This window comes from Mesorhizobium ciceri biovar biserrulae WSM1271, assembly GCF_000185905.1.
Classification (GTDB): Bacteria; Pseudomonadota; Alphaproteobacteria; order Rhizobiales; family Rhizobiaceae; genus Mesorhizobium; species Mesorhizobium ciceri.
On record NC_014923.1, the window covers coordinates 4,194,972 to 4,216,879 of the forward strand.

Below are 21,908 nucleotides of genomic sequence, written 5' to 3' on the forward strand. Positions count from 1 at the left end.
CATGGCATCTTCGCCACCGTCGTAACCTTATCGATACCTCCTTGCTGCATGAATCCAGCCAGACCAGTCGCAGATCTGGGCCGCCACGGGCAAGGACGAGGGGCATGTCGCTCGACTACACTTCACTTCTCCTGGCTGTCGGTTTTTCCGCGGCCTGCCTGAGCCTGACATTGTTCGGCATGTGGCTGACCGCTCGCTCGGAGAAATTCCTGCTGACATGGGCGATCAGCCTGGTGTTCGTGGTCGGCGATATTTTTGTCTATGACGCTTATATCGACATGCCCGGGCGCCTGCTGGGCATCGCCACGCTGGCTTTCCTCCTGCTCGGTTTCTCGACAATGCTGGGCGCGGCCTACCAGTTCAGAACCGGCGGCTCGCCAGTGCCCCGAACTGTACTTGGCAGCGCCATTTCGCTGGCCGTGACGTTGCCTCCCATGGCTCTAGGCTATGACGGGCTGGGCTTCATGTTCGAAAATGCCTTCGCCGCCTTGCTTCTGTTCGCAACGGCGGTCGAATACTGGAAGGGCCGCGACGAAGCCCCTGCCCTGACGATCGGTATCACCGCGCTCTATTCTGCCACGGCCGCATCCTTCGCTCTCTGCGCCATGGTTTTAGCCTTGGATGGAAAGCTGGTCCTTGGACATGCGCCAAGCAACTGGGCCGAGGAACTGAGCCTCATCATCGTCATCGCCAGCATGACCGGGATTGGAGCGCTTTCCCTGGCCCTGAATCAGGGACGCTTGGCCCGGCATCACCGCCACAATGCCCTGACCGACCCGCTGACCGGCCTGCTCAACCGCCGCGCCCTGTTCGACCTGCACGGCGATGCGCCGGTCGGCGCCTTCACGGCGGTGGTCGTCTTCGATCTCGACAACTTCAAGGCCATCAACGACGAATTCGGCCACGCCGCCGGTGATGAAGTGCTGAGGGTGTTTGCACGGGAACTCGCCAGCAATCGCCGCCCGGCCGACGTCGCCGCGCGCATGGGCGGCGAGGAGTTCGCGCTGGTGCTGAAGCGGACCTTGCCCGAAACGGTGGAGGCCACCGCCGAGGCCATACGGGCAGCTTTCGCCGCGCACCGCATCGAAACCGAGACAGGCTCGCTGATATGCACCGTCAGTGCCGGATTTGCTTTCGGCACCAAGGAAGGCCTCGGCTTCGACAAGGTGCTCAACGCCGCCGACAAGGCGCTCTACGACGCCAAGCGCGGAGGCCGTAACCGCGTCACCGCGTCTCCGTTCAGGCGCGCAAGCTAATCGCGCAACACCGGCCTCTGATCGTGGGGAGACGAATGCGGCTCCTAGGCCGCCATGACAATCTCATTGAAGGTATCGAGATCGACATAGAAGACCTTGGTGATCTCCTCGATCAGATCGTCGTAGTCGCAGCCCTGTGATCTCAAGATATTGATGGCAGCGATGATGTCGACGCGTTCGGTAAGCCGCCGCTTCTGGTAATCCTCGACGTAACGTTCCATGGCTGTCCTTTAGCCTGTGTGCCCAAACGCGTTTGAACGACAGAGATCGCAGGAGGGAAGCTAGGCAGCCTTGCTTGCGTGAAACTTGCCCGGCATTGGCCGTGGTCCTCGATCTGCGATAACCAGACTGATACGGAAGCGGCCGACTCACAAAGCCATGGAAAAGACTAGCACGCGATATTGAGCGTGCCAGAGACGCAGGTGATCGGATGGAGAAATATTGGACTTGGCAAGAACTTCGGATCGCCAACTGAAGTTCACCGCCAATTCTAGACGGTAAGGAACTTCCGCACATCAGCCCGGTCTAAATCTTCAGCCGGGCCGGTATGGACGATCACGCCCCGGTCCATGATGTTGACCTCGTCGGCGAGCTCGCGGCAGAAATCGAGATATTGTTCGACCAAAAGCACGGCGATGCCCGCCTGGTCGCGCAGATAGCGGATGGCGCGGCCGATGTCCTTAATGATCGACGGCTGTATGCCCTCGGTCGGTTCATCGAGCACGAGCAGTTTCGGCCGCATCACCAGCGCCCGCCCGATGGCGAGCTGTTGCTGCTGGCCGCCGGAAAGATCGCCGCCGCGACGGCCGAGCATCTGCTTCAGCACCGGGAACAATTCGAAGACATGCGCCGGAATGTTGCGGTCGGCTCGCCTCAGCGGCGCAAAGCCTGATTCCAGGTTCTCCCGCACGGTGAGCAGCGGAAAGACCTCCCTGCCCTGCGGTACGAATGCGATGCCCGACCGGGCGCGGTCATACGCCGCGCTCCGGTCGAGCGCCTTCCCCTCGAAGGCAACGCTTCCGCTCGTCAGCCGGTGGTGGCCGACGATCGATCTCATCAAACTGGTCTTGCCGACGCCGTTGCGGCCGAGCACGCAGGTGATCTTGCCGGCGCCCGCCTTCAGCGATACGCCGCGCAGCGCCTGGGCGGCGCCGTAGTGCAGCGTGGCATTGGAAACTTCGAGCATGTCAGCGCCGTCTCCAGAACCTGAGAAACGACAGATCGAAGTGATGGAACTGAACCCGCCAGACCATGCTCATCTCCCCAGATAGACTTCGACGACACGCTCGTCGGCCGACACGAAATCGAGTGTGCCTTCCGAGAGCACCGAGCCCTCGTGCAGGCAGGTGACCTTGACGCCGAGCTCGCGCACGAAATGCATGTCGTGCTCGACGACGATGACCGAATGGTCGCGGGCGATATCCTTGAGCAGCCGCGCGGTTTCCTCGGTCTCGGCATCGGTCATGCCGGCGACCGGCTCGTCAACCAGAAGCAGTTTCGGGTCCTGCGCCAAGAGCATGCCGATCTCCAGCCACTGCTTTTGCCCATGGCTGAGATTGGCCGCCAGTTCGTCACGCTTGTCGCCAAGCCGGATGATGCCGAGGATGTCATCGATCTGCCGCGTCTCGGCGGCCGAGCGGCGGTGAAACAGCGCCGGGAAGATCGAGCGAGGACCCTTCAGCGCCAGCATCAGGTTTTCCTCGATCGTGTGGCTTTCGAAGACGGTCGGCTTCTGAAATTTACGGCCAATGCCCATCATGGCGATCTCGGCCTCGTCGTGCTTGGTCAGATCGACTTGGCCGTCGAAGAACACTTCGCCCTCGTCGGGCCGCGTCTTGCCGGTGACGATGTCCATCATCGTCGTCTTGCCGGCGCCGTTGGGGCCGATGATGGCGCGCATCTCGCCCTTGTCGAGCACCAGCGACAGATTGTTGATGGCGCGAAAGCCGTCGAAGGAGACCGAGACGCCGTCGAGATAAAGGATCGTGTTCGACTTTGACATGGTCGCTCACTCCGCCGGCTGTGGTTCGGGGTTGCTGGCGGACCAGTCACCTGGCTTTCTCGCCTCGCTGCGCACGACTTTCGCCGGTGGCGGGACGTCGGAGTCGCTGCCGGCTTCCTCGGCAACGGAAGCTGCCCGCAACGCCTTGGCGTTGCCGCGCCAGCTGTCCCACATGCCGATGATGCCCTTGGGCAGCAAAAGCGTGACGGCGACGAACAGTCCACCCAATGCAAACAGCCAGAACTCCGGCAGCACACCGGTGAACCAGGATTTGCCGGCATTGACCAGCAACGCACCGATGATCGGCCCGACAATGGTGCCGCGCCCGCCGACAGCCGCCCAGACGACGACTTCAATCGAATTCGAGGGCTCGAATTCGCCAGGGTTGATGATGCCCACCTGCGGCACGTAGAGCGCGCCGGCTATGCCGGCCATGACGGCCGAGACAGTGAAGGCGAACAGTTTCACGTTCTCCGCCCGCCAGCCGAGAAAGCGCGTGCGGCTCTCGGCATCGCGTACCGCCATCAAGAGCTTGCCGTATTTTGAGCCGACGATCGCCCAGGTGACGAAGACGGCAAGTGCCAGCATCACCGCGCTGGCGGCAAACAGCGCCGAGCGCGTCGCGTCGGCCTGCACGTTGAAGCCCAGAATATCCTTGAAATCGGTCAGGCCGTTGTTGCCGCCGAAACCCATGTCGTTGCGGAAAAAGGCAAGCAGCAGCGCATACGTCATCGCCTGGGTAATGATGGAGAGATAAACGCCGGTGACGCGGCTGCGGAAGGCGAACCAGCCGAAGACGAAAGCCAGCAGGCCAGGCACCGCGAGCACCATGAGGCCGGCGAACCAGAAATGGTCGAAGCCATACCAGAACCATGGCAGTTCCTTGTAGTTCAGGAACACCATGAAGTCGGGCAGGATGGGATTGCCATAGACGCCGCGCGAGCCGATCTGACGCATCAGATACATACCCATTGCATAGCCGCCGAGCGCGAAGAAGGCGCCGTGGCCGAGCGAAAGAATGCCGCAATAGCCCCAGACCAGGTCGAGCGCCAAGGCGAGCAGCGCGTAGCAGAGATATTTGCCGGTCAGCGCGACGATGTAGGACGGCACGTAGAAGGCGCTGGCGGGAGACACCGCAAGATTGAGCAGCGGCACGATGACGGCCACCGCCAGCAGGATGAAGATCGTTATGGCGATGCGACGGTCCGCACCCGCGGCAAAGAAGCGTCCCGTGATCATGCTTCCACCGCCCTGCCCTTGAGCGCGAACAGGCCGCGCGGGCGCTTCTGGATGAACAGGATGATCAGCACCAGCACGACTATCTTGCCGAGCACGGCGCCGGCATAGGGCTCGAGGAACTTGTTGACGATGCCGAGCGAGAAGGCGCCGACCAGCGTGCCCCAAAGATTGCCGACGCCGCCGAAGACGACGACCATGAAGCTGTCGATGATGTAGCCGCGGCCGAGATTGGGCGAGACGTTGTCGATCTGGCTCAGCGCGACGCCGGCAATGCCGGCAATGCCGGAGCCGAGCGCGAAGGTCAGCGCGTCGACCCACGGCGTCCTGATGCCCATCGAGGCAGCCATGCGCCGGTTGGCGGTGACGGCGCGCATCTGCAGGCCCCAGGGCGTGCGCTTCATCACGTAGAGCAGGATGCCGAAGACAGCGAGCGCGAAAACCAGGATCCACAGGCGGTTCCAGGTGATCGCCAACTGTCCGACATTGAACGAGCCCGACATCCAGGATGGGTTGCCGACCTCCTGGTTGGTCGGCCCGAAGATTGAGCGCACGGCCTGTTGCAGGATCAGCGAGACGCCCCATGTCGCCAGCAGCGTTTCAAGCGGCCGGCCATAGAGGAAGCGGATGACACCGCGCTCGATGATCAAGCCAACCAGGGCCGCGACGAGAAACGCGAGCGGCAGTGCGATGACCAGCGACCAGTCGAACAGGTCCGGGAAGGATGTACGGATCACCTGCTGGACGACGAAGGTCGTGTAGGCGCCGAGCATGACCATCTCGCCATGCGCCATGTTGATGACGCCCATGACGCCGAACGTGATGGCGAGGCCGATTGCCGCCAGCAGCAGCACCGAGCCCAGCGAGATGCCGTACCAGACGTTCTGCCCGGCGTCCCAGAAGGCCAGCGTCGAATTGATGTTGGCGATCGCGGCTGTCGCCGCTTGCCTAACCGCGTCGGTGGAATTCGCCACGACCGAAGTGAGCAGCGAAACAGCATCGCGATCGCCCCGTGCCCCGATAAGCGCGATGGCGGCGAGCTTGTCGGCTTCGGGCCGATCCGAGACAAGAACTGACGCGGCACGGGCCTGTTCGAGCAGAGCCTTGACGCTGGCCACGGCCTCACCGGCGATCGCCGTATCGAGGGGGGCGATATTTGCGGCGTCAGGTGTCTTGAACATGGTGTCGGCGGCGGCGATGCGGACAGCCGGATCCTTGGCGCCGAGCGTCAGCGTGCCCAACGCATCGCGGATGACGCGACGCAGCGTGTTGTTGACCTTGATCTTGGTGATGCCGTCCTTGGCCGCCTCACCCGATGCCTTCCCGCTCAACGGGTCGGAAAGCTGGACGCTCTCGCCCGCTTCCTTGCCGACAAACACCAGGGAATCGGCCTTGCGGACATAGAGGTTGCCGTCGGCAAGTGCCGCAAGCGGCCGCTCCACCGCCGGGTCGCCGGCGGCTGCCAGTTCGTGGACGACGGCTCCGATCTCGGAAAAGCCCTTGGCCGTGGCGAATTTGGCGATCATGCCGCGCAGATCGGTTTCGCCAGCGCCCGATGACGACAGTGTCGCCAGCAGGAACAACAGCATCAAACCCGTGCGGATTAAGGTCATCGGTTTCTGGTAACCCCTGAAGGTTGAAGTGGGCGTCCGGACGGCGGAGGAAGCCGTCCGGACGCGCGCGGTCTGACTGGGTCAGCCCTGGGAGGGATCAGTTCGTGCCCTTGCCGCCGCACTTGCCGGTGGCAACATTAAAGTTGCCGCAGGACAGAGGCGCGCGCCAATCCGAGATCAGGTCCTTGGAATCAGGCAGATAGTCGGACCATTCGTCGCCCATCACCAGGCCCGGCGTGCGCGACACGGTCTCGAACTGGCCGTCGGCCTGGATTTCGCCGATCAGCACCGGCTTGGTGATGTGGTGGTTCGGCATCATCGTCGAATAGCCGCCGGTCAGGTTCGGCACCGACACGCCGATCATGGCGTCGATGACCTTGTCCGGATCGGTGGTGCCGGCCTTCTCGACCGCCTTCACCCACATGTTGAAGCCGATATAATGGGCCTCCATCGGGTCGTTGGTGGTGCGCTTGTCGTTCTTGATGAACTTGTGCCAGTCGGCGATGAACTTCTTGTTCTCGGGCGTATCGATGCTCTCGAAATAGTTCCAGGCGGCGAGATGGCCGACCAGCGGCGCGGTGTCGAGACCTGCAAGCTCTTCCTCGCCGACCGAGAAGGCCATGACCGGAATGTCCTCGGCCTTGATGCCCTGGTTGCCGAGTTCCTTGTAGAACGGCACGTTGGCGTCGCCGTTGACGGTCGAGACGACGGCGGTCTTCTTGCCGGCCGAACCGAACTTCTTGATCGCCGAAACCTCGGTCTGCCAGTCGGAGAAGCCGAACGGCGTGTAATTGACCATGATGTCTTCAGCCGCCACACCCTTGGCCTTCAGATAGGCCTCGAGGATCTTGTTGGTGGTGCGCGGATAGACGTAGTCGGTGCCTTCCAGCACCCAGCGCTTAACCGAACCGCCGTCCTCGCTCATCAGATAGTCGACCGCCGGGATCGCCTGCTGGTTCGGCGCCGCCCCCGTGTAGAACACGTTGCGCTCGCTCTCCTCGCCCTCATACTGGACCGGATAGAACAGGATGTTGTCGAGTTCGGAGAACACCGGCAGCACCGATTTGCGCGACACCGAGGTCCAGCAGCCGAACACCGCCGCAACCTTGTCCTTGGAGATCAGTTCGCGCGCCTTTTCGGCAAACAGCGGCCAGTTGGAAGCCGGATCGACGACGACCGCCTCGAGCTTCTTGCCGAGCAGGCCGCCCTTGGCGTTCTGCTCGTCGATGAGCATCAGCATGGCGTCCTTCAGTGTCGTCTCCGAAATCGCCATGGTCCCCGAGAGCGAATGGAGAATGCCGACCTTGATCGTGTCGTCGGCGGCCTTGGCCGGAGCCGACATCAACAGGCCGGCGGCGACCGCACCAGCCGAAAACATTTTTGTTATTGTCGAGAAATTACCCCTCATATTACGGACTCCCAAGCTAGTTGATTGCACCGCAACACTACAATGCAACCCCCATGCCAACCGCTCCAGCGATCCTGAAAGGGTGCAAATAGTTCATAGATATCAGCGCCTTGGAATACAGGGGCTTCCAAAACAAAGAGAGCCGGCCAGAAATCGATTGAGGGAAATTTGCGCAGCTTACACAGTTTTTGCCTAATTTTCGCTCATTCTCTGAAGCTGCCTAGATTTTGATCTCAATAGCGGCGCCTTGGGCGACCGATGTTGCGGCGCGGTGCAAAAATAGGGCAAGCTCGCTCTTCAAACGAGCGACGTCATGATTTCAGGGATTTCACGCTTTTTCATCGGCATACTGCTTCTGGCCGCAGCAACCGGAGCCGCGCGAGCCGATTTCAGCGATGGCAAGATGCCTGACGGCACCTATCATTGCGAAGTGTACCTGCTTGGCATGTTCCTCAGCCTCGGCGACATCACCATCAAGGGGAACGTCTACAGCGTCCCTGTCTACACCAGCCTCGGCGTCTTCGGCCCCGCTCAGCAAGGGTACAACTACCAAATGGATGCGAACGGCGTGATTTCCTGGCTGGGACCACTGGGCGGCTACACCGCCGGCGGCAACTCGCTGTCGCTGACCCAGGCGACGCTTGACGGCGAAACCGTGCCCTCCTTCGACATCATCATGAAGCAACCCGACGGCGCCTTCACCGCATCGACCTGCACCAAGCAATAAGGCGGCAAGAAAAAGGCGCGGAACCTTGCGGGTTCCGCGCCAGCAGTCCGTCGGGAGGATGTGACTAGATCGTCTTTGCCGACATCTGCGCGGCGATGTAGTCGGCCTGGCGGATCGCCAGCGACACGATCGTCAGGGTCGGGTTTTCAGCGGCCCCGGTGGTGAACTGGCTGCCGTCCGACACGAACAGGTTCTTGATGTCGTGCGCCTGGCCGTGCTTGTTGACGACGCCGTCTTCCGCTTTCTCGCTCATCCGGTTGGTGCCGAGATTGTGAGTCGACGGATAGGGCGGCGTCGGGAAGGTGCGGGTGGCGCCGACCGCATCGTAAAGTGCCGTAGCCTGTTTGTAGGCGTGGTTACGCATCGCCGTGTCGTTCGGATGGTCGTCGAAATGCACGTCGGCGATCGGCATGCCGTGCGCGTCCTTCTCGTCTGCATGCAGCGTGATGCGGTTCTCCGCGCGCGGCATGTCCTCACCGACGATCCACAGGCCGGCCATGTGGTCGTAGTGATCGAGTGCGGTGGTGAACGAGCGCCCCCAGGCGCCCGGATCGAGGAATGCGGCCATGAACGGCAGGCCGAGCGACAGCGTCTCGAACTCATAGCCGCCCACGAACCCACGCGACGGATCATGCCGCGCCTCGTCGCGGATGATGCCGGCCATGGTGGTGCCGCGATACATATGCACCGGCCTGTCGAAGATGGCATAGACTGAACCGGTCGTGTGGCGCATGTAGTTCTTGCCGACCTGGCCCGACGAATTGGCAAGCCCATCGGGGAATTTTCCCGACGCCGAATTGAGCAGCAGCCTTGGGCTCTCGATCGAGTTGCCGGCAACCGCGACGATGCGCGCCTTCTGCTCCTGCAGCTTGCCGTCCTTGTCGGCGTAGACGACGCCGGTCACCTTTCCGCTGGCGTCGTGGTTGATCTTGATCGCCATGGCATTCGGCCTGACTTCGAGATGGCCTGTCGCCTCGCCCTTGGGGATCTCGGTGTAGAGCGTCGACCATTTGGCGCCCCATTTACAGCCTTGGAAGCAGAAGCCGGTTTGCTGGCAGGAATTACGATCGTCGCGATCGACCGAGTTGATGGCCATGTTGCCGGTGTGGCATTCCTTGTAGCCGAGCTTGTCGGCGCCGGCCTTCAACACCTTGAAATTGTTGTTGCCCGGCAGCCGCGGCCAGTCATTGGTGCCGGTGACGCCCATCTTGGCCTCGGCCTTGGCGTAGTAGGGCTCCATCTCGGCCAGCGTGATCGGCCAATCGAGCAGGTTGGCGCCTTCCAGTTTGCCATAGGTCGAGAGCGTCTTGAACTCGTGCTCCTGGAAGCGCAGCGAGGCTCCCGCCCAATGCGTGGTCGAACCGCCGACCGACTTGACGATCCAGGCCGGCAGGTTCGGAAAATCCTTTGCCACGCGCCAGTCGCCGGACGTGGTGCGCTTGTCGGTCCAGGCGAGCTGGGCGAACGAACCCCACTCGTCATTGACGAAATCCTCGTATTCGTGGCGCGCGCCGGCTTCCAGGATGACGACGTCGACACCCTTCTGGGCAAGTTCGTTGCCGAGCGTGCCGCCGCCGGCGCCCGAACCGATGATGACGACCACGCCGTCGTTGTTCAGATCAAATGAAGCTGCCATGGTTTCCTCCCATGATTTCTGTTTGCGGGTTCAGGAACGACGGGGCTCAGAGCCACTCAATGTCGTCGAAACCGCGCGCGATGTAGCCGCCCTTGGAATAGGACTCGCCCTCGTAGCCGAAGATCGGCCACACCTCTTTCTGGTTGTAGAGGCCGACCACAAGGCCGCCTCTGATGGCCTGGAAAAAGGGCGTCGCCTCGATCTGCTTCAGCACGCCGACGCGCTGGTCTTCCCAGCCGAGGCCGCGATAGCCGCCGTCACCGGATTTCTTGTCGAGGTCGGCGATGCCATCCTCGAGCATCGCCTTGTAGGCGGCGTCCTTGCCGGCCTGCTCGTCATGACCTTTCACGGCAATGGCGTAGTATTTGTCCGGCACCTGATCGTGCGGATAGATGTCACGCGCCATCTGGATCAGCGTCGCCATGGTTTCGGGCTTGAGTGCCGATGTCTCGAGCCCCCAGGCATGTTCAGGACTGATGACGGCGCTACCGGAGATGACGAGCAGCGCGCCGATGCCGCCGCGTTTGAGAAGCTCGCGACGTGAAAACCCGGGCTTCGCGTCATAGATCGTGACCATTTTATTCCTCCCTGCTTGCTATGTGCACTGTTGAGAGTGCGTTTGCTGGCGCCGCACCTGCCGGCGCGACTGCTATCTCTCCTATTGGAAGCGACCTCCGCGCTGCAGAACCTCGATCTTGTAGCCGTCGGGGTCCTCGATGAAGAAAAAGCGGGCGATCAGCGATCCGTCGCGGTTGAACTCGACGATCTTCTTCGGATTCAGGCCAAGCGCACCGAGACGGTCATGTTCGCTGTCGAGGTCGGCGACGGAGACAGCGAAGTGACCGTAGCCGTCGCCGAGCCCGTAAGCTTCCTGCCGATCCTTGTTCACGGTCAGTTCGAGCTCGAACCCTGCCTCGGCATTGCTGAGGTAAAGGAGCGTGAATGTCTCGAAATCCAGCCTGTCGGCGACATTGAGCCCGAAGGCGTTTCTGTAGAAATCGACCGATCGGGCCTCGTCGAGAACCCGGATCATACTGTGGATCGCCTTGGCCAAATTAGTCTCCGCGCTGGTGTGGAGGCGATTATGCGCGGCACGGATAAAAGGTGGTGGCAGCCGGTTACCACGCCCGCAGCCGCGAACGGGACGAAAGTCCGATTGCCGGACCGGCAATTTTGCCCGAGAATACGTGTGGGGACAGGTCAAGCAGTATCAAACTGCACGCCGTCCACCCAAGACCAACAATCATGGGAGGTTTGTCGGATGTGCAGGGTGTTTGCGGGCCAGGACCCCGAAGGCTATCGCCAGATCAACCGCTCGATTCGCATCGACGGTCACTCGACCAGCATCCAGCTCGAAGCGACGTTCTGGGCGTTGCTTGACGAGATCGCCGAAAACCAGAACCTGACGACGCCGAAATTCATCTCCAAGCTCTATGACGAAGCCATAGAGATCAACGGCGCCATCCCGAACTTTGCGTCGATGCTGCGCACCACCTGCGCGCTCTATCTGCGCGGCCATCGGCCGGGGATGGATGAGCAGATGGTGCCGAAACGGGAGGCTGCTTAGCGCATTGCGCTCAGCTGAGTTCTTGCGCGAGCCCGATGAGAAGCCCTCCAGGCCCTCGAATGTAGCAGAGCCGATACACGTCTCTATACTGGACAACTTCGCCTTCGAGCCGCGCACCGCGATTGCGGAGCCTTTCGAGCGTCCCGTCAATGTCGTCCACGGCGAACATGACGCGGAGGTAGCCGAGGGCGTTAACCGGGGCATTGCGGTGATCCGAGACGACAGGCGGCGTGAGGAAGCGGGACAGTTCGAGCCGGCTGTGGCCGTCCGGCGTCCGCATCATGGCAATCTCGACGCGTTGATCGCCCAGTCCAGTGACACGTCCGGCCCATTCTCCTTCGATCGTGGCCCGCCCTTCGAGCTCAAGGCCGAGCTCGCCAAAGAAACCAATCGTCTCTTCGAGGTCATCGACGACGATTCCTATGTTGTCCATCCGTTTGAGCGCCATGTGTTCAGTCTACAAGGCGTCGTCCAGGTCGTAAACTCATTAGGCTGCTTGCCAGCTGAGCAGGTATGATCAAGGGGTCCGGAACGCCTCGTGATACGTCGCGGTGGCGCCCTGGTGTCGACCACTACCTCGAACGCCAGCCGGTCTGTGGCTGTCCCTGATTCATGCCTGATGGCACGATGCTGTTTCTATCGGTCCAGTATCCGGCCGCGTATGCCAGGACGCTCTGCAAGAGGCGACGCTGCAGCCCAAGTTCCGGGCGAAAACCGGCTTCCAACAGCACAAGCAGACCTGATCGACAGTAGACCAAACCCTCGCTAACGATTTTGTGATGTGGTTGACGAGGTCATTTTCATCTCGCAGTCTATCGGCATTCGATCTGCGGCTTAAGCTAACTATCGTTGTCATGAATACTTGGGAATCACTTCCCAAGCGTGCTCTCTTATTTTTGAGATTCCTAATATGAACCGTCGCAACCCTGTCCGAATGAATCGGCGTCTTTTCCTGTCCTCGGTCGCAATGTTTACGGCAACCGCGACATCGGCCGGTTTTGCGCGATCGTTCTCGGGCACTTTGCCCTGGACGCCAATGACATCCGATCCACCGACGCAGGTCGTGGCAGGCGGCTGGCACTTTTTCTCGGCCCAGGAAGCAGCTCTAGTCGAGGCGATCGTCGACCGCATCATTCCGGCCGACGAGCTCAGCATGGGCGGCAAGGAAGCCGGTTGCGCCGTCTATATCGACAGGCAGTTGATGGGGGCGTTCGGTGCGTCGAGCCGGCTTTACACGCAAGGCCCGTTTCTGCCTGGACTGCCCACCCAGGGCTATCAGGGCGAGGCCAATCCGGCGCAGCGTTACCGCACCGGGCTTGCCGCCATCGACGCTTTCCTGAAACAGCGGGACGGCAAGACATTCGTCGAGCTCGCACCGGCCGAACAGGATGCCTTCCTGACGGCTATGGAGGCCGGGAAGGTCGACCTGCCCAATGGCGTCAAGGGGCCGGGTTTCTTCGGGCTTCTGCTGCAGAACACCATGGAGGGGTTCTTTGCCGACCCCGTCTATGGCGGCAACAAGGACATGGTCTCGTGGCGCATGCTTGGTTTTCCAGGCGCCCGCTACGACTACCGCGACCATGTCAGCAAACACAATCAGCCATATCCGCAGCCGCCTGTCTCGATCATCGGGCGCCCCGAATGGCTCGGCAAAGGCGCCTGATCATGACCAAGATACTGCCTCGCAAAGACGTCGTGATCGTCGGCCTCGGCTGGACGGGATCCATTCTGGCCCACGAATTGACCGATCAGGGCCTGGACGTGGTGGCTATAGAACGCGGCCCCTGGCGCGATACGGCAACCGATTTCAACATCGGCTACGCGCAGGATGAGTTGCGCTACAGCATCCGGCGCGACCTCTTCCTGCAGCCCGCCGTGGAAACCATGACGGTGCGCAACGACCCGTCGCAGAAGGCGCTGCCGATGCGCGATTTCGGCTCCTTCCTCCCCGGCAACGGCGTCGGCGGCGCCGGCGTCCACTGGAACGGCCACACCTGGCGGTTCTGGGATTCAGACTTTCAGATAAAGACCAATCTGACCAAGAAATATGGTGCATCGAGAATCGCCGATCTCCAGGTCGAGGACTGGGGCGTGACCGGCGCGGAGATGGAGCCCTATTACGACCAGTTCGAGTATCTGGCAGGCATCTCGGGCAAGGCCGGCAATATCAAGGGGCAGTTGCAGGAAGGCGGCAATCCGTTCGAGGATCCAAGGTCGCGGGATTATCCGAACCCGCCGATGCAGATGACCTACGCGCCAACCCTGTTCGCCGAGGTCGGCCGGTCGATCGGCCTGCATCCCTTCCCGACCCCATCCGCCAACATGTCGCGGGCCTATGTCAACCCGCTCGGCATCGCCATGGGTCAATGCACCTATTGCGGATTCTGCGAACGCTTCGGCTGTGCCAACTATTCGAAGTCGAGCGCCCAGACCACCGTCCTTCCGGTGCTGATGAAGAAGTCCAATTTCGAAGTCCGCACCGACAGCGAGGTACTGCATGTCGATCTGGCTCCCGGAGGCAAGTCGGCGCGCGGCGTGACCTACGTCGATACCTCAGGCGAGGAGTACTTCCAGCCGGCCGATCTGGTGCTGCTGTGCGCCTACGGCCTGCACAATACCCGGCTGATGATGCTGTCCGGCATCGGCAAGATCTACGACCCCGGCAGCGGCGAAGGAACGGTTGGGCGCAATTACTGCTACCAGACAAACGCCGGCGTGCAGGTGTTCTTCGACGACAAGAACTTCAACCCGTTCATCGCCGCAGGCGCGCTCGGCCAGACGATCGACGATTACAATGGTGACGCGTTCGACCACGGCGCGCTGGACTTCGTCGGCGGTGCGGGCATCAACTGCATTCCCACCAACGGGCGCCCGATCGGAACCAGGCCGACCCTGCCCGGCACGCCGAAATGGGGCAGCGCCTGGAAGAAGGCAACGGTCGAGGGCTACAAGAGCACGCTTGGCTACTCGTCCCAGGGAAGCAGCTACGCGACGCGCAACAACTACCTTGACCTCGACCCGACCTACAAGGACCGTTTCGGGCGGCCGCTGATGCGCATGACGTTCGATTTTCCCGACAACGACATCCGCATGTCGAACTATGTCTGCGACCGGATGGAGGAAATTGCCAAGGCGCTCGGCGGAAAGCAGTACGCCGTCAGCCGCCGCAAGAAAGGCTGGGACAGCGTCCCCTACCAGAGCACCCACAATACGGGCGGCGCCATCATGGGAACGGACCCGAAGAAGAGCGCGGTCAACACCTTCCTCCAGAGTTGGGACGTCCCCAACGTCTTTGTCATCGGTGCGTCGGCCTTCCCGCAGAATGCCGGCAAAAATCCGACAGGAACGGTCGGCGCGCTCGCTTTCCGCGCCGCCGATGCCATCCGCAATCAATATCTGCGCAATCCCGGTGCACCCCTGGTGCAGGCATGAACAAGCTCGTTCTCACGCTCGCCATCGGTGCTGCGGCCCTCACTGGCGGCCCGGCATGGAGTGCCGATCAGGCGGACCAGATCATACGTGGACAGTATCAGGCGGTGCTCGGCGACTGTGCAGGCTGTCATACGCGGGCCGAGGGCAAACCGCTGGCCGGCGGCCTGCCGCTCGAAACGCCGTTCGGCGCGCTCGTGCCGCCCAACATAACGCCTGACCGCGAGACGGGCATCGGCAGTTGGTCGGAAGCCGACTTCCGCAGCATGATGAAGTCAGGCATCGGCCACAATGGTGTGCGGCTCTACCCCGCAATGCCCTACCCCGCCTATACCAGGATGAACGATCGGGACATTTCCGACTTGTGGGCCTATCTGACGACGGTTCAACCGGTATCGAACAAGGTCGAAGCCAATCAGTTGCCGTTCCCGTTGAACATCCGGCTGGCGATGCTGGGCTGGAATGCCCTCAACTTCACCGAAGCAAGCTTTCAGCCGGATCCCTCCAAGCCGGCGGAGTGGAATCGCGGCGCTTATATCGTCCAGGGCGCGGGCCATTGCGGCACCTGCCACTCGCCCAAATCTTTCCTTGGCGCCGATAAGGACAGCGAGTTCCTGCAAGGTGCCTCCCTGCAGGGCTGGTTTGCCCCCGACATCACCAACAATGCGCAATCGGGCCTGGGCAAGTGGTCGGAAGAGGATCTGGTGAAATACCTCAAGACCGGCGTCAATGCGCATTCGATTGCCTCCGGTCCGATGGCGGAGGCCATCGAGAACTCCACGTCGAAAATGACCGATCCCGATCTCAAGGCGGTTGCAGTCTACCTCAAGAGCCTGGGCTCGGATGTCGACAGCGCCCAACCGGCAAAGCCTGACGCAACACGGATGACCGCGGGCGAGGCAATCTATCGCGACAATTGCTCGGCCTGCCATGGTGGAGATGGTGCCGGGTCAGGCGCGCTTTTCCCTTCCCTTGCCGGCAATTCGATCGTCGCGCAGGGCAGTTCCGAAACACTGGCACGGCTCGTCCTTGCCGGCAGCCAGGCCGTGCACACGGCCGATGCACCGACGACGCCCGCCATGCCTTCCCTGGCCTGGCGCCTGAAAGACCAGGAGGTCGCCGACGTCTTGACCTATGTGCGCGCCAGTTGGGGCAACGCGGCTCCTGCAGTCTCGTCCGGCGATGTCGCTGCCGTACGCAAGGAATTGACCCAGTAGACCCGTACTCTAGCTCTCGGCTGCGACAGCGAGTGCCAGACGGCTCATGTCGGTGAAAAGCGCCTGGCGCTCGGAATAGTCGGTCTGTTCGCCGGTCTCGATGTTGTCCACCACGACACACATCGACAAGGCACGTGCTCCGAAATGCTCCGATATGCCATAGAGCGCGCTGGTTTCCATATCCACGGCCAGGGCTCCTTGCGCCCGTGCATCGGCAAAACGGGCACGCCCATCCGGGTGATAGAAAATGTCGCTGCAGACCGTCAGGCCGACATGATGGTCGATGCCAAATTCCACCGCCTTGGCCCGTGACGATGCGAGGAGCGCCGGGTCCGGGCCAGCCGGTCCATAAAGGCCGAAAACCTGGCCGCTCTGGGCGCTTTCCGCCTGTGCCGATTGCGAGATGACAAGGCTGCGCAGCTTTGCCTTTGCGGTCAGGCTGCCGCAGGTGCCGGTACGGATCAGGGTCCGGGCGCCATAATGGTCCAGCAGTTCATGTGCATAGATCAGAAACGATGAAACGCCGATGCCCGTCGCTTGAATGCTGATGGACTTGCCACGAAACAAGCCGGTGAAGCCAAGCGTGCCGCGTCGGCGATTGATGCAGCGCGGCGCTTCCAGGAACGTTTGCGCCATCCATTCGGCGCGTTGCGGGTCGCCCGGCAACAACACCGTGTCGGCATAGTCGTCCTTGTCCGCTTCGTTGTGCGGCGTCACCGGTTGCTCCCCTAAGCCTTCCTGCCGTTCACCCCTCAATCATGGCGTTGTCACGGCGTTGCGCAAGGAGGAACATGGGGAAGGCTCTAGGACTCCAGCACGTCCTTGACGATCGTGGCCAGTTGCTTGAGCGAAAACGGCTTGGGCAGGAAGCCGAAATGCGCATCTGCCGGCAGGTTTCTGGCGAATGCGTCCTCGGCATAGCCGGACACGAAGACGAACTTGATGTCGGGCTGGCGCTTGCGCAATTCGCCGAGCAGCGTCGGCCCGTCCATTTCCGGCATCACCACGTCGGAAACGACGATATCGACCTTGCCGCCCAGCGCCTCGAACACTTCCAGCGCCTCGACGCCCGACGACGCCTCGTGCACGGTGTAGCCGCGCGAGGTCAGCGCCCGCATGCCGCCCATGCGCACGGCATCCTCGTCCTCGACGAGCAGCACCGTGGCCGAGCCCGACAGATCCTTGGCCGGATCGGCGACCTTTGCCGGCGCCGCCGGCGCATCGCCGGACTCGCCTGCCTTTTTCGCTTCGGCGATGTGACGCGGCAGGAAAATGCGGAAAGTCGAGCCTTTGCCGACTTCGGAATCGCAGAAGATGAAGCCGCCGGTCTGCTTGATGATGCCGTAGACCATCGACAGGCCAAGGCCGGTGCCTTTGCCGACTTCCTTGGTGGTGAAGAAGGGTTCGAAAATCTTCTTCAGCACGTCGGGCGCGATGCCGCTGCCGGTGTCCTCGACTTCGACCACGACATAGTCCGCCGGGGCGAGTTCGCGGTAGGAAAAGGCCTTGCACTCCTCGGCGGTCACATTGCGGGTGCGCACGGTCAGATCGCCGCCCGCCGGCATAGCATCGCGCGCGTTGACCGCAAGGTTCACCACCACCTGTTCGAACTGCCCGATATCGACCTTGACCGGCCACAGGTCGCGGCCATGGTCGACCTTCAGCTTGATGTCGTTGCCGACAAGGCGGGCCAGCAGCATCCTGAGATCGGCGAGCACGTCGGTCAGGTTGAGCACTTCCGGCCGCAATGTCTGCTTGCGCGAGAAGGCCAGCAACTGCCGCACCAGCGAAGCCGCCCGGTTGGCATTCTGCTTGATGTTCATGATGTCTGGGAAGGACGGGTCCGACGGGCGGTGATTGGTCAACAAAAGGTCGGACGCCATGATGATGGCGGTCAGCACATTGTTGAAATCATGCGCGATGCCGCCGGCAAGCTGGCCGACTGCCTGCATCTTCTGGCTTTGCGCCATCTGCCCTTCCAGCGCCTTCTGCTCCGTTGTCTCGACGGCGTAGACGATGGCCGACTCCTCGGCGCCCTCGCCGCCGGTGCCGTCAGCGACGGCGTTGACGTAGAAGCGGATGTGCCGTTCGTCGTTGCCGGGCAGAAGCGTGTCGATCGGCTCGATGTCGGCCTGCCGCTGCTGCGCTTTCTCGAAGGCAGCCGCGAAGGCCGGCCGGTCGCGTTCGTGGATTACCGTGTCGAGCCGCACGCGACGGTCGACGGCGTCGCGATCGACGACAGACGAAAACAACGACAAAAACGGCGCATTGGTGCGCAGGATGCGTCCGTTGTGGTCGACGCCGGCGATTGCCATCGGTGTCGAGTTGAAGAAGCGGGTGAAGCGCACTTCCGAAGCCCGCAAGTCGGCAGAGGCATCCTCGCCTTGCGTGCGGTTGAGCACGATCGTGCGTGTCGGCCCATTCAATCCTTCGCGGCTGGCCGAAACGCGGTGCATGAAGCGCACCGGCAGCGCTTCGCCCGTCATGGTCGTCAAATCGAGATCGATCACCGCGTTGCGTGTGGTGCCGGGGTCGGCCTTGACCGAGCGGACCAGCGCCATGCCGTCGCCGGCCACGATCTCCGACAGAGACACGGCGCCGGGCGTGAAGCTGGTGAGGTCGATGCCCAGCCATTCGGCGAGCGTGGCGTTGATGTAGGTGACGCGGCCCTCCTGGTCGGCCGAAAAGAAGCCGGCCGGCGCGTGGTCGAGGTGATCGATCGCCTTCTGCAGATCGAGGAAGAAGCGCTCCTGCTCGGCCCGCTCCTGCGAGATATCGGCAAGCTGCCAGGCCAGCATCGGCAGCCGCTGGCCTGGAACGCTGAAGGCGCGGGCGCGCGCGCGGTACCAGCGGGCGCCCGGCTCGGCACCGGGCCGAATGGACTGTGCGAGCCTAAACTCGCCGTCGCCCGGCTGGCCGTCGCGAAGGCCGGACGCCAGGCGATAGATCGTCACCGAGGCTTCGGGGACATCCGAGAGCAATCCCTCGACGGTCTTCAGATCGGCAGCGGACGATGCTCCGGTCATATCCGCATAGGCGCGGTTGGCGTAGACGACGCGGCCCTTGGTGTCGGTGACGAGAAGCCCCTGCGACATCGAATCGACGAAGGATTTCGACAGTTCGTCGCCTGTCGAGCGTGGCGTGACCTGCACGAAGCCGATCGCCGTCGCGAACAGGAAGCCGACGCCGATCATCGCCAGCACGCCGAGCATGCCGAGCAGGAAAGGATCGCCGAGGCGCTCGCGGAAAAGACCGAAGACGATCGCGGCCCCCGTCAGAACGACGATGAAAATGATAAGCCGGGTAACCGCGCCCGGTCGCGTATTCTGGTCGACGATCGGTACCGGATAGAAATCGCCGCGCGCTTCCTTGGCCATGTGCCCCCTGCTCGTGAATTCCGGTGTTCCGACACCCGCCCCGTACCGGGTTGAATCACATTCTCCTAGTCCGGAAAAGGCCTGGGCGGCAAATGTCGGATAAAAATGATGTCTTCCGGCCTTCGGAGTTTTTCAAGCTGTTCAACAGCGTGAAACGCAACTTGCGGTGGCCCGCTGCAACGGTCTAGTGTCTTATCACTTCCAAGGGGCGATCAGGGGAAACCAATGCAATGGCTCGATAGCGTGGCAGGTCCCGGTTATGCCGCAGCATTGTTGTGGACGTTTGCAGCGCTCGTCCTGCTGGTCATCGTTCTCGTCATCGTCAAGCTGGTGCGCAACCTGACATTCGGAACCTTCGTCGCCGGCGGCCGGAACCGCAAGACGCGACTGGCCGTCATGGATGCCACCGCCGTCGACAGCCATCGCAGGTTGGTGCTGATACGCCGCGACGACATCGAACATCTGCTTCTGATCGGCGGTCCGACCGACGTCGTCGTCGAGCGCGATATCCGGCTTTCGGCGCCGCGCCGGCCGGCATTGACTGGAGATGGCGGCTTGCAGCCGGTTCCGGCCACCGCTCCGACAAGGCCGCGTCCGCCGCAACCCGCTCCGCCGCCGCTGAGACAGGCACCCGCTCCACAGCCGGTGAATACGACGCCGCCCGCCCGCCCCCGTCCGACAGCGCCGCCGGCACCTGCACCGAAGCCGGCAACGCAAAGCTACCAGCCGACCAATGTCACGCCGTTGCCCGCCTACGGCTCCGCCAACGCCAACACCGCCCGGCACGCCCCGCCACCACCGCAGCCGGTGCAGGACAGCATCGACGACACGCTGATGAGAGAACTTGAAGTATCACTGGACCAGCCCCGTTCGGGCGGCCAGGTGGGCAAGCCGGCGGCGCCGCAGTCGCTCGACGACGAGATGACCAAGCTTCTCGGTGAACTCTCCAGCCAGAAGAAATGAGCGACCGCCGGGTCGCTATCCCCGCGAAACACCGTCGCCGGTCGGCTGCCGAACCACCTCGTCCGAAGCGCCGAGGGTTTTCGATCTTCGCGCGCCCTGAGCGGTGGATGCCGCACCAATGAAAATGGCCGGAAAACCGGCCATTTTCGGAATCGAGTTCGTTCGAGACAGCCGGCCGTGAGCCTCAGTCGTCGCGATAGACTTTTTCGCGGCGCTCATGCCGCTCCTGCGCTTCGATCGACAATGTCGCGATCGGACGTGCATCGAGCCGCTTCAGCGCGATCGGCTCGCCGGTTTCTTCGCAATAGCCGTAGGTGCCTTCGTCGATGCGCTGCAGGGCGGAATCGATCTTTGCAATGAGCTTGCGCTGACGGTCGCGGGCCCTGAGTTCGATGGCACGGTCGGTTTCCGAAGAGGCGCGATCGGCCAGATCGGGATGGTTGGCGTTTTCTTGCTGCAGGATTTCCAGTGTTTCGCGCGCTTCGCGCAATATGTCATTCTTCCAGGTGACGAGCTTTGAGCGGAAGTAGGATTTCTGCCGCTCGTTCATGAACGGCTCGTCTTCGGAGGGTACGTAATCGGCGGTAACGATGTCGTTCATTCGACTCACCCAAACTGCCCCAAATTTGGCGCCTATATATTCGTCGTCCGACGCCTGCACAAGCGCAATCGGCCGCTGTTTCACGCAATTGTTAAAGTACCTGGGCACGCGTCTTTGCAGCCGCGTACGGTCGCTTTGGTACAAACTCCGCCGCGACACTTTGGATCCGGTGACGCATATTTTCCCTGATCGCGGTGACCCCGGGGCCGATATGCAAGCGCCTTTTGCAGCAGCCAGCGTTGGCTGATTCGCCGTGTTTGAAGAGCACGGGCCATTGTGCGCGACGCCGTTCTCGTGGCTAATCCCGGAAGGCTTCGGCATTCGGAGGTTGGGTGAGCAGGCTTTATCTGTTGCGACATGCCAAGGCAGGCTGGGCATTGCCCGGCATGCGCGATTTCGACCGTCCGCTCGATGCGTCCGGCCGCGCCGATGCCGAAATGATGGGCGCCGCCATGCGCTCCCGCCTCTATGTTCCGGACCGGACGCTGTGCTCCAACGCCAAACGCGCCAAAGAGACGCTGGAAGGCCTGGCCGGCCAGACCGACACCGGCCGGGTCCTGTTCTTCGACGGGCTCTACAGCGCGGACGCGGCCGGTTATCTCAACCTTATCAGGAACAATGGCGGATCGGGCTCGTTGCTGGTCATCGGCCACAACCCGATGATGGAAGACCTTGCCATGGCAGTTTCGGGCGGCGGCGACGAGGCTGCGCGGGCCACACTGAACCATGGGTTCCCGACCGCGGGCCTGGCGGTCGTCCGCTTCGACGGCGATCTTGCCAGCGCCGCCCAAGGAACCGGCTATCTCGAAGCGTTCCTGACGCCGGCCGATCTCTGAAGCCATTTCAAAGCCTTGTTGCAGCGCCTATATCGGACGG

The 21,908-nt window shown here is 62.2% G+C and carries 21 protein-coding genes; 8 read left to right on the top strand and 13 right to left on the bottom strand.

The annotated features are described in order from the left end of the window. The first annotated feature begins 104 nt into the window (after positions 1-104). Positions 105-1,256: a GGDEF domain-containing protein gene (locus MESCI_RS20420; RefSeq protein ID WP_013531843.1), complete on the top strand. Its 1,152-nt coding sequence runs from the start codon at positions 105-107 to the stop codon at positions 1,254-1,256. A 44-nt stretch (positions 1,257-1,300) separates the two neighbouring features. Here MESCI_RS20420 and MESCI_RS32305 read toward each other — a convergent pair whose 3' ends face one another. From MESCI_RS32305 to urtA, 6 genes are all read right to left on the bottom strand, one after another. Continuing rightward, positions 1,301-1,477, bottom strand: a complete 177-nt coding sequence (locus MESCI_RS32305; RefSeq protein WP_013531844.1) for a hypothetical protein — start codon at positions 1,475-1,477, stop codon at positions 1,301-1,303. Between the two features lie 269 nt (positions 1,478-1,746). Next, entirely contained in the window at positions 1,747-2,442 is a 696-nt protein-coding gene (urtE, locus tag MESCI_RS20425; protein WP_013531845.1) for an urea ABC transporter ATP-binding subunit UrtE, read from the bottom strand. Between the two features lie 69 nt (positions 2,443-2,511). Continuing rightward, positions 2,512-3,258 carry an urea ABC transporter ATP-binding protein UrtD gene (gene urtD / locus MESCI_RS20430; protein WP_013531846.1) on the bottom strand — a complete coding sequence of 249 codons (747 nt, stop codon included), beginning with the start codon at positions 3,256-3,258 and terminating at the stop codon, positions 2,512-2,514. Positions 3,259-3,264: 6 nt separating this feature from the next. After that, the gene (urtC, locus tag MESCI_RS20435; protein WP_013531847.1) at positions 3,265-4,497 is read right to left on the bottom strand and encodes an urea ABC transporter permease subunit UrtC; all 1,233 of its coding nucleotides are present in this window, start codon (positions 4,495-4,497) and stop codon (positions 3,265-3,267) included. Continuing rightward, positions 4,494-6,107 (bottom strand): urea ABC transporter permease subunit UrtB, encoded by a 1,614-nt coding sequence (gene urtB, locus MESCI_RS20440; RefSeq protein ID WP_013531848.1) that lies wholly within the window; start codon positions 6,105-6,107, stop codon positions 4,494-4,496. The genes urtC and urtB overlap by 4 nt, the downstream gene beginning before the upstream one ends. A gap of 97 nt (positions 6,108-6,204) precedes the next feature. Beyond that, entirely contained in the window at positions 6,205-7,515 is a 1,311-nt protein-coding gene (urtA, locus tag MESCI_RS20445; protein WP_013531849.1) for an urea ABC transporter substrate-binding protein, read from the bottom strand. Positions 7,516-7,828: 313 nt separating this feature from the next. Here urtA and MESCI_RS20450 point away from each other — a divergent pair, with 313 nt between their 5' ends. Continuing rightward, complete coding sequence (locus MESCI_RS20450) at positions 7,829-8,242, top strand: hypothetical protein (RefSeq protein ID WP_013531850.1); 414 nt, start codon at positions 7,829-7,831, stop codon at positions 8,240-8,242. A gap of 64 nt (positions 8,243-8,306) precedes the next feature. On the opposite strand, the gene MESCI_RS20455 is transcribed toward MESCI_RS20450, so the two are convergent. The 3 genes from MESCI_RS20455 to MESCI_RS20465 all read right to left on the bottom strand — a co-directional run bounded on the left by MESCI_RS20455 (position 8,307) and on the right by MESCI_RS20465 (position 10,932). Further along, the gene (locus MESCI_RS20455; protein ID WP_013531851.1) at positions 8,307-9,878 is read right to left on the bottom strand and encodes a GMC family oxidoreductase; all 1,572 of its coding nucleotides are present in this window, start codon (positions 9,876-9,878) and stop codon (positions 8,307-8,309) included. Positions 9,879-9,924: 46 nt separating this feature from the next. Further along, a complete protein-coding gene (locus MESCI_RS20460; RefSeq protein ID WP_013531852.1) occupies positions 9,925-10,455 on the bottom strand; it encodes a hypothetical protein in 531 nt (176 codons plus the stop codon). Between the two features lie 81 nt (positions 10,456-10,536). Further along, positions 10,537-10,932: a VOC family protein gene (locus MESCI_RS20465; protein WP_013531853.1), complete on the bottom strand. Its 396-nt coding sequence runs from the start codon at positions 10,930-10,932 to the stop codon at positions 10,537-10,539. A gap of 207 nt (positions 10,933-11,139) precedes the next feature. Here MESCI_RS20465 and MESCI_RS20470 point away from each other — a divergent pair, with 207 nt between their 5' ends. After that, on the top strand, positions 11,140-11,445 hold the full coding sequence (locus MESCI_RS20470; RefSeq protein WP_013531854.1) for a ribbon-helix-helix domain-containing protein: 306 nt from the start codon (positions 11,140-11,142) through the stop codon (positions 11,443-11,445). 10 nt (positions 11,446-11,455) lie between these two features. On the opposite strand, the gene MESCI_RS20475 is transcribed toward MESCI_RS20470, so the two are convergent. After that, on the bottom strand, positions 11,456-11,893 hold the full coding sequence (locus MESCI_RS20475; protein WP_024503525.1) for a VOC family protein: 438 nt from the start codon (positions 11,891-11,893) through the stop codon (positions 11,456-11,458). 588 nt (positions 11,894-12,481) lie between these two features. Between MESCI_RS20475 and MESCI_RS20480 the strand changes: the two genes are divergently transcribed. The 3 genes from MESCI_RS20480 to MESCI_RS20490 are packed head-to-tail and all read left to right on the top strand — an operon-like array spanning position 12,482 to position 16,091. Then, positions 12,482-13,108 carry a gluconate 2-dehydrogenase subunit 3 family protein gene (locus MESCI_RS20480; RefSeq protein ID WP_244514297.1) on the top strand — a complete coding sequence of 209 codons (627 nt, stop codon included), beginning with the start codon at positions 12,482-12,484 and terminating at the stop codon, positions 13,106-13,108. 2 nt (positions 13,109-13,110) lie between these two features. Continuing rightward, positions 13,111-14,877 carry a GMC family oxidoreductase gene (locus tag MESCI_RS20485; RefSeq protein WP_013531857.1) on the top strand — a complete coding sequence of 589 codons (1,767 nt, stop codon included), beginning with the start codon at positions 13,111-13,113 and terminating at the stop codon, positions 14,875-14,877. Continuing rightward, positions 14,874-16,091 (top strand): c-type cytochrome, encoded by a 1,218-nt coding sequence (locus tag MESCI_RS20490; RefSeq protein WP_013531858.1) that lies wholly within the window; start codon positions 14,874-14,876, stop codon positions 16,089-16,091. Before MESCI_RS20485 ends, MESCI_RS20490 begins: the two co-directional genes overlap by 4 nt. A 9-nt stretch (positions 16,092-16,100) precedes the next feature. Here the strand turns inward: MESCI_RS20490 and MESCI_RS20495 are convergent, their stop codons facing one another. Together MESCI_RS20495 and cckA are read right to left on the bottom strand one after the other, a co-directional pair. Next, complete coding sequence (locus tag MESCI_RS20495) at positions 16,101-16,808, bottom strand: purine-nucleoside phosphorylase (RefSeq protein WP_013531859.1); 708 nt, start codon at positions 16,806-16,808, stop codon at positions 16,101-16,103. Between the two features lie 86 nt (positions 16,809-16,894). Next, positions 16,895-19,468, bottom strand: a complete 2,574-nt coding sequence (gene cckA, locus MESCI_RS20500) for a cell cycle histidine kinase CckA (protein ID WP_013531860.1) — start codon at positions 19,466-19,468, stop codon at positions 16,895-16,897. A 225-nt stretch (positions 19,469-19,693) separates the two neighbouring features. On the opposite strand from cckA, the gene MESCI_RS20505 reads away from it, so the two are divergent. Next, positions 19,694-20,431: a flagellar biosynthetic protein FliO gene (locus MESCI_RS20505; protein WP_013531861.1), complete on the top strand. Its 738-nt coding sequence runs from the start codon at positions 19,694-19,696 to the stop codon at positions 20,429-20,431. 184 nt (positions 20,432-20,615) lie between these two features. On the opposite strand, the gene dksA is transcribed toward MESCI_RS20505, so the two are convergent. Then, a complete protein-coding gene (gene dksA, locus MESCI_RS20510; protein WP_013531862.1) occupies positions 20,616-21,032 on the bottom strand; it encodes an RNA polymerase-binding protein DksA in 417 nt (138 codons plus the stop codon). Positions 21,033-21,364: 332 nt separating this feature from the next. On the opposite strand from dksA, the gene MESCI_RS20515 reads away from it, so the two are divergent. After that, positions 21,365-21,868: a SixA phosphatase family protein gene (locus tag MESCI_RS20515; RefSeq protein WP_013531863.1), complete on the top strand. Its 504-nt coding sequence runs from the start codon at positions 21,365-21,367 to the stop codon at positions 21,866-21,868. The last annotated feature ends 40 nt before the right edge of the window (positions 21,869-21,908 follow it).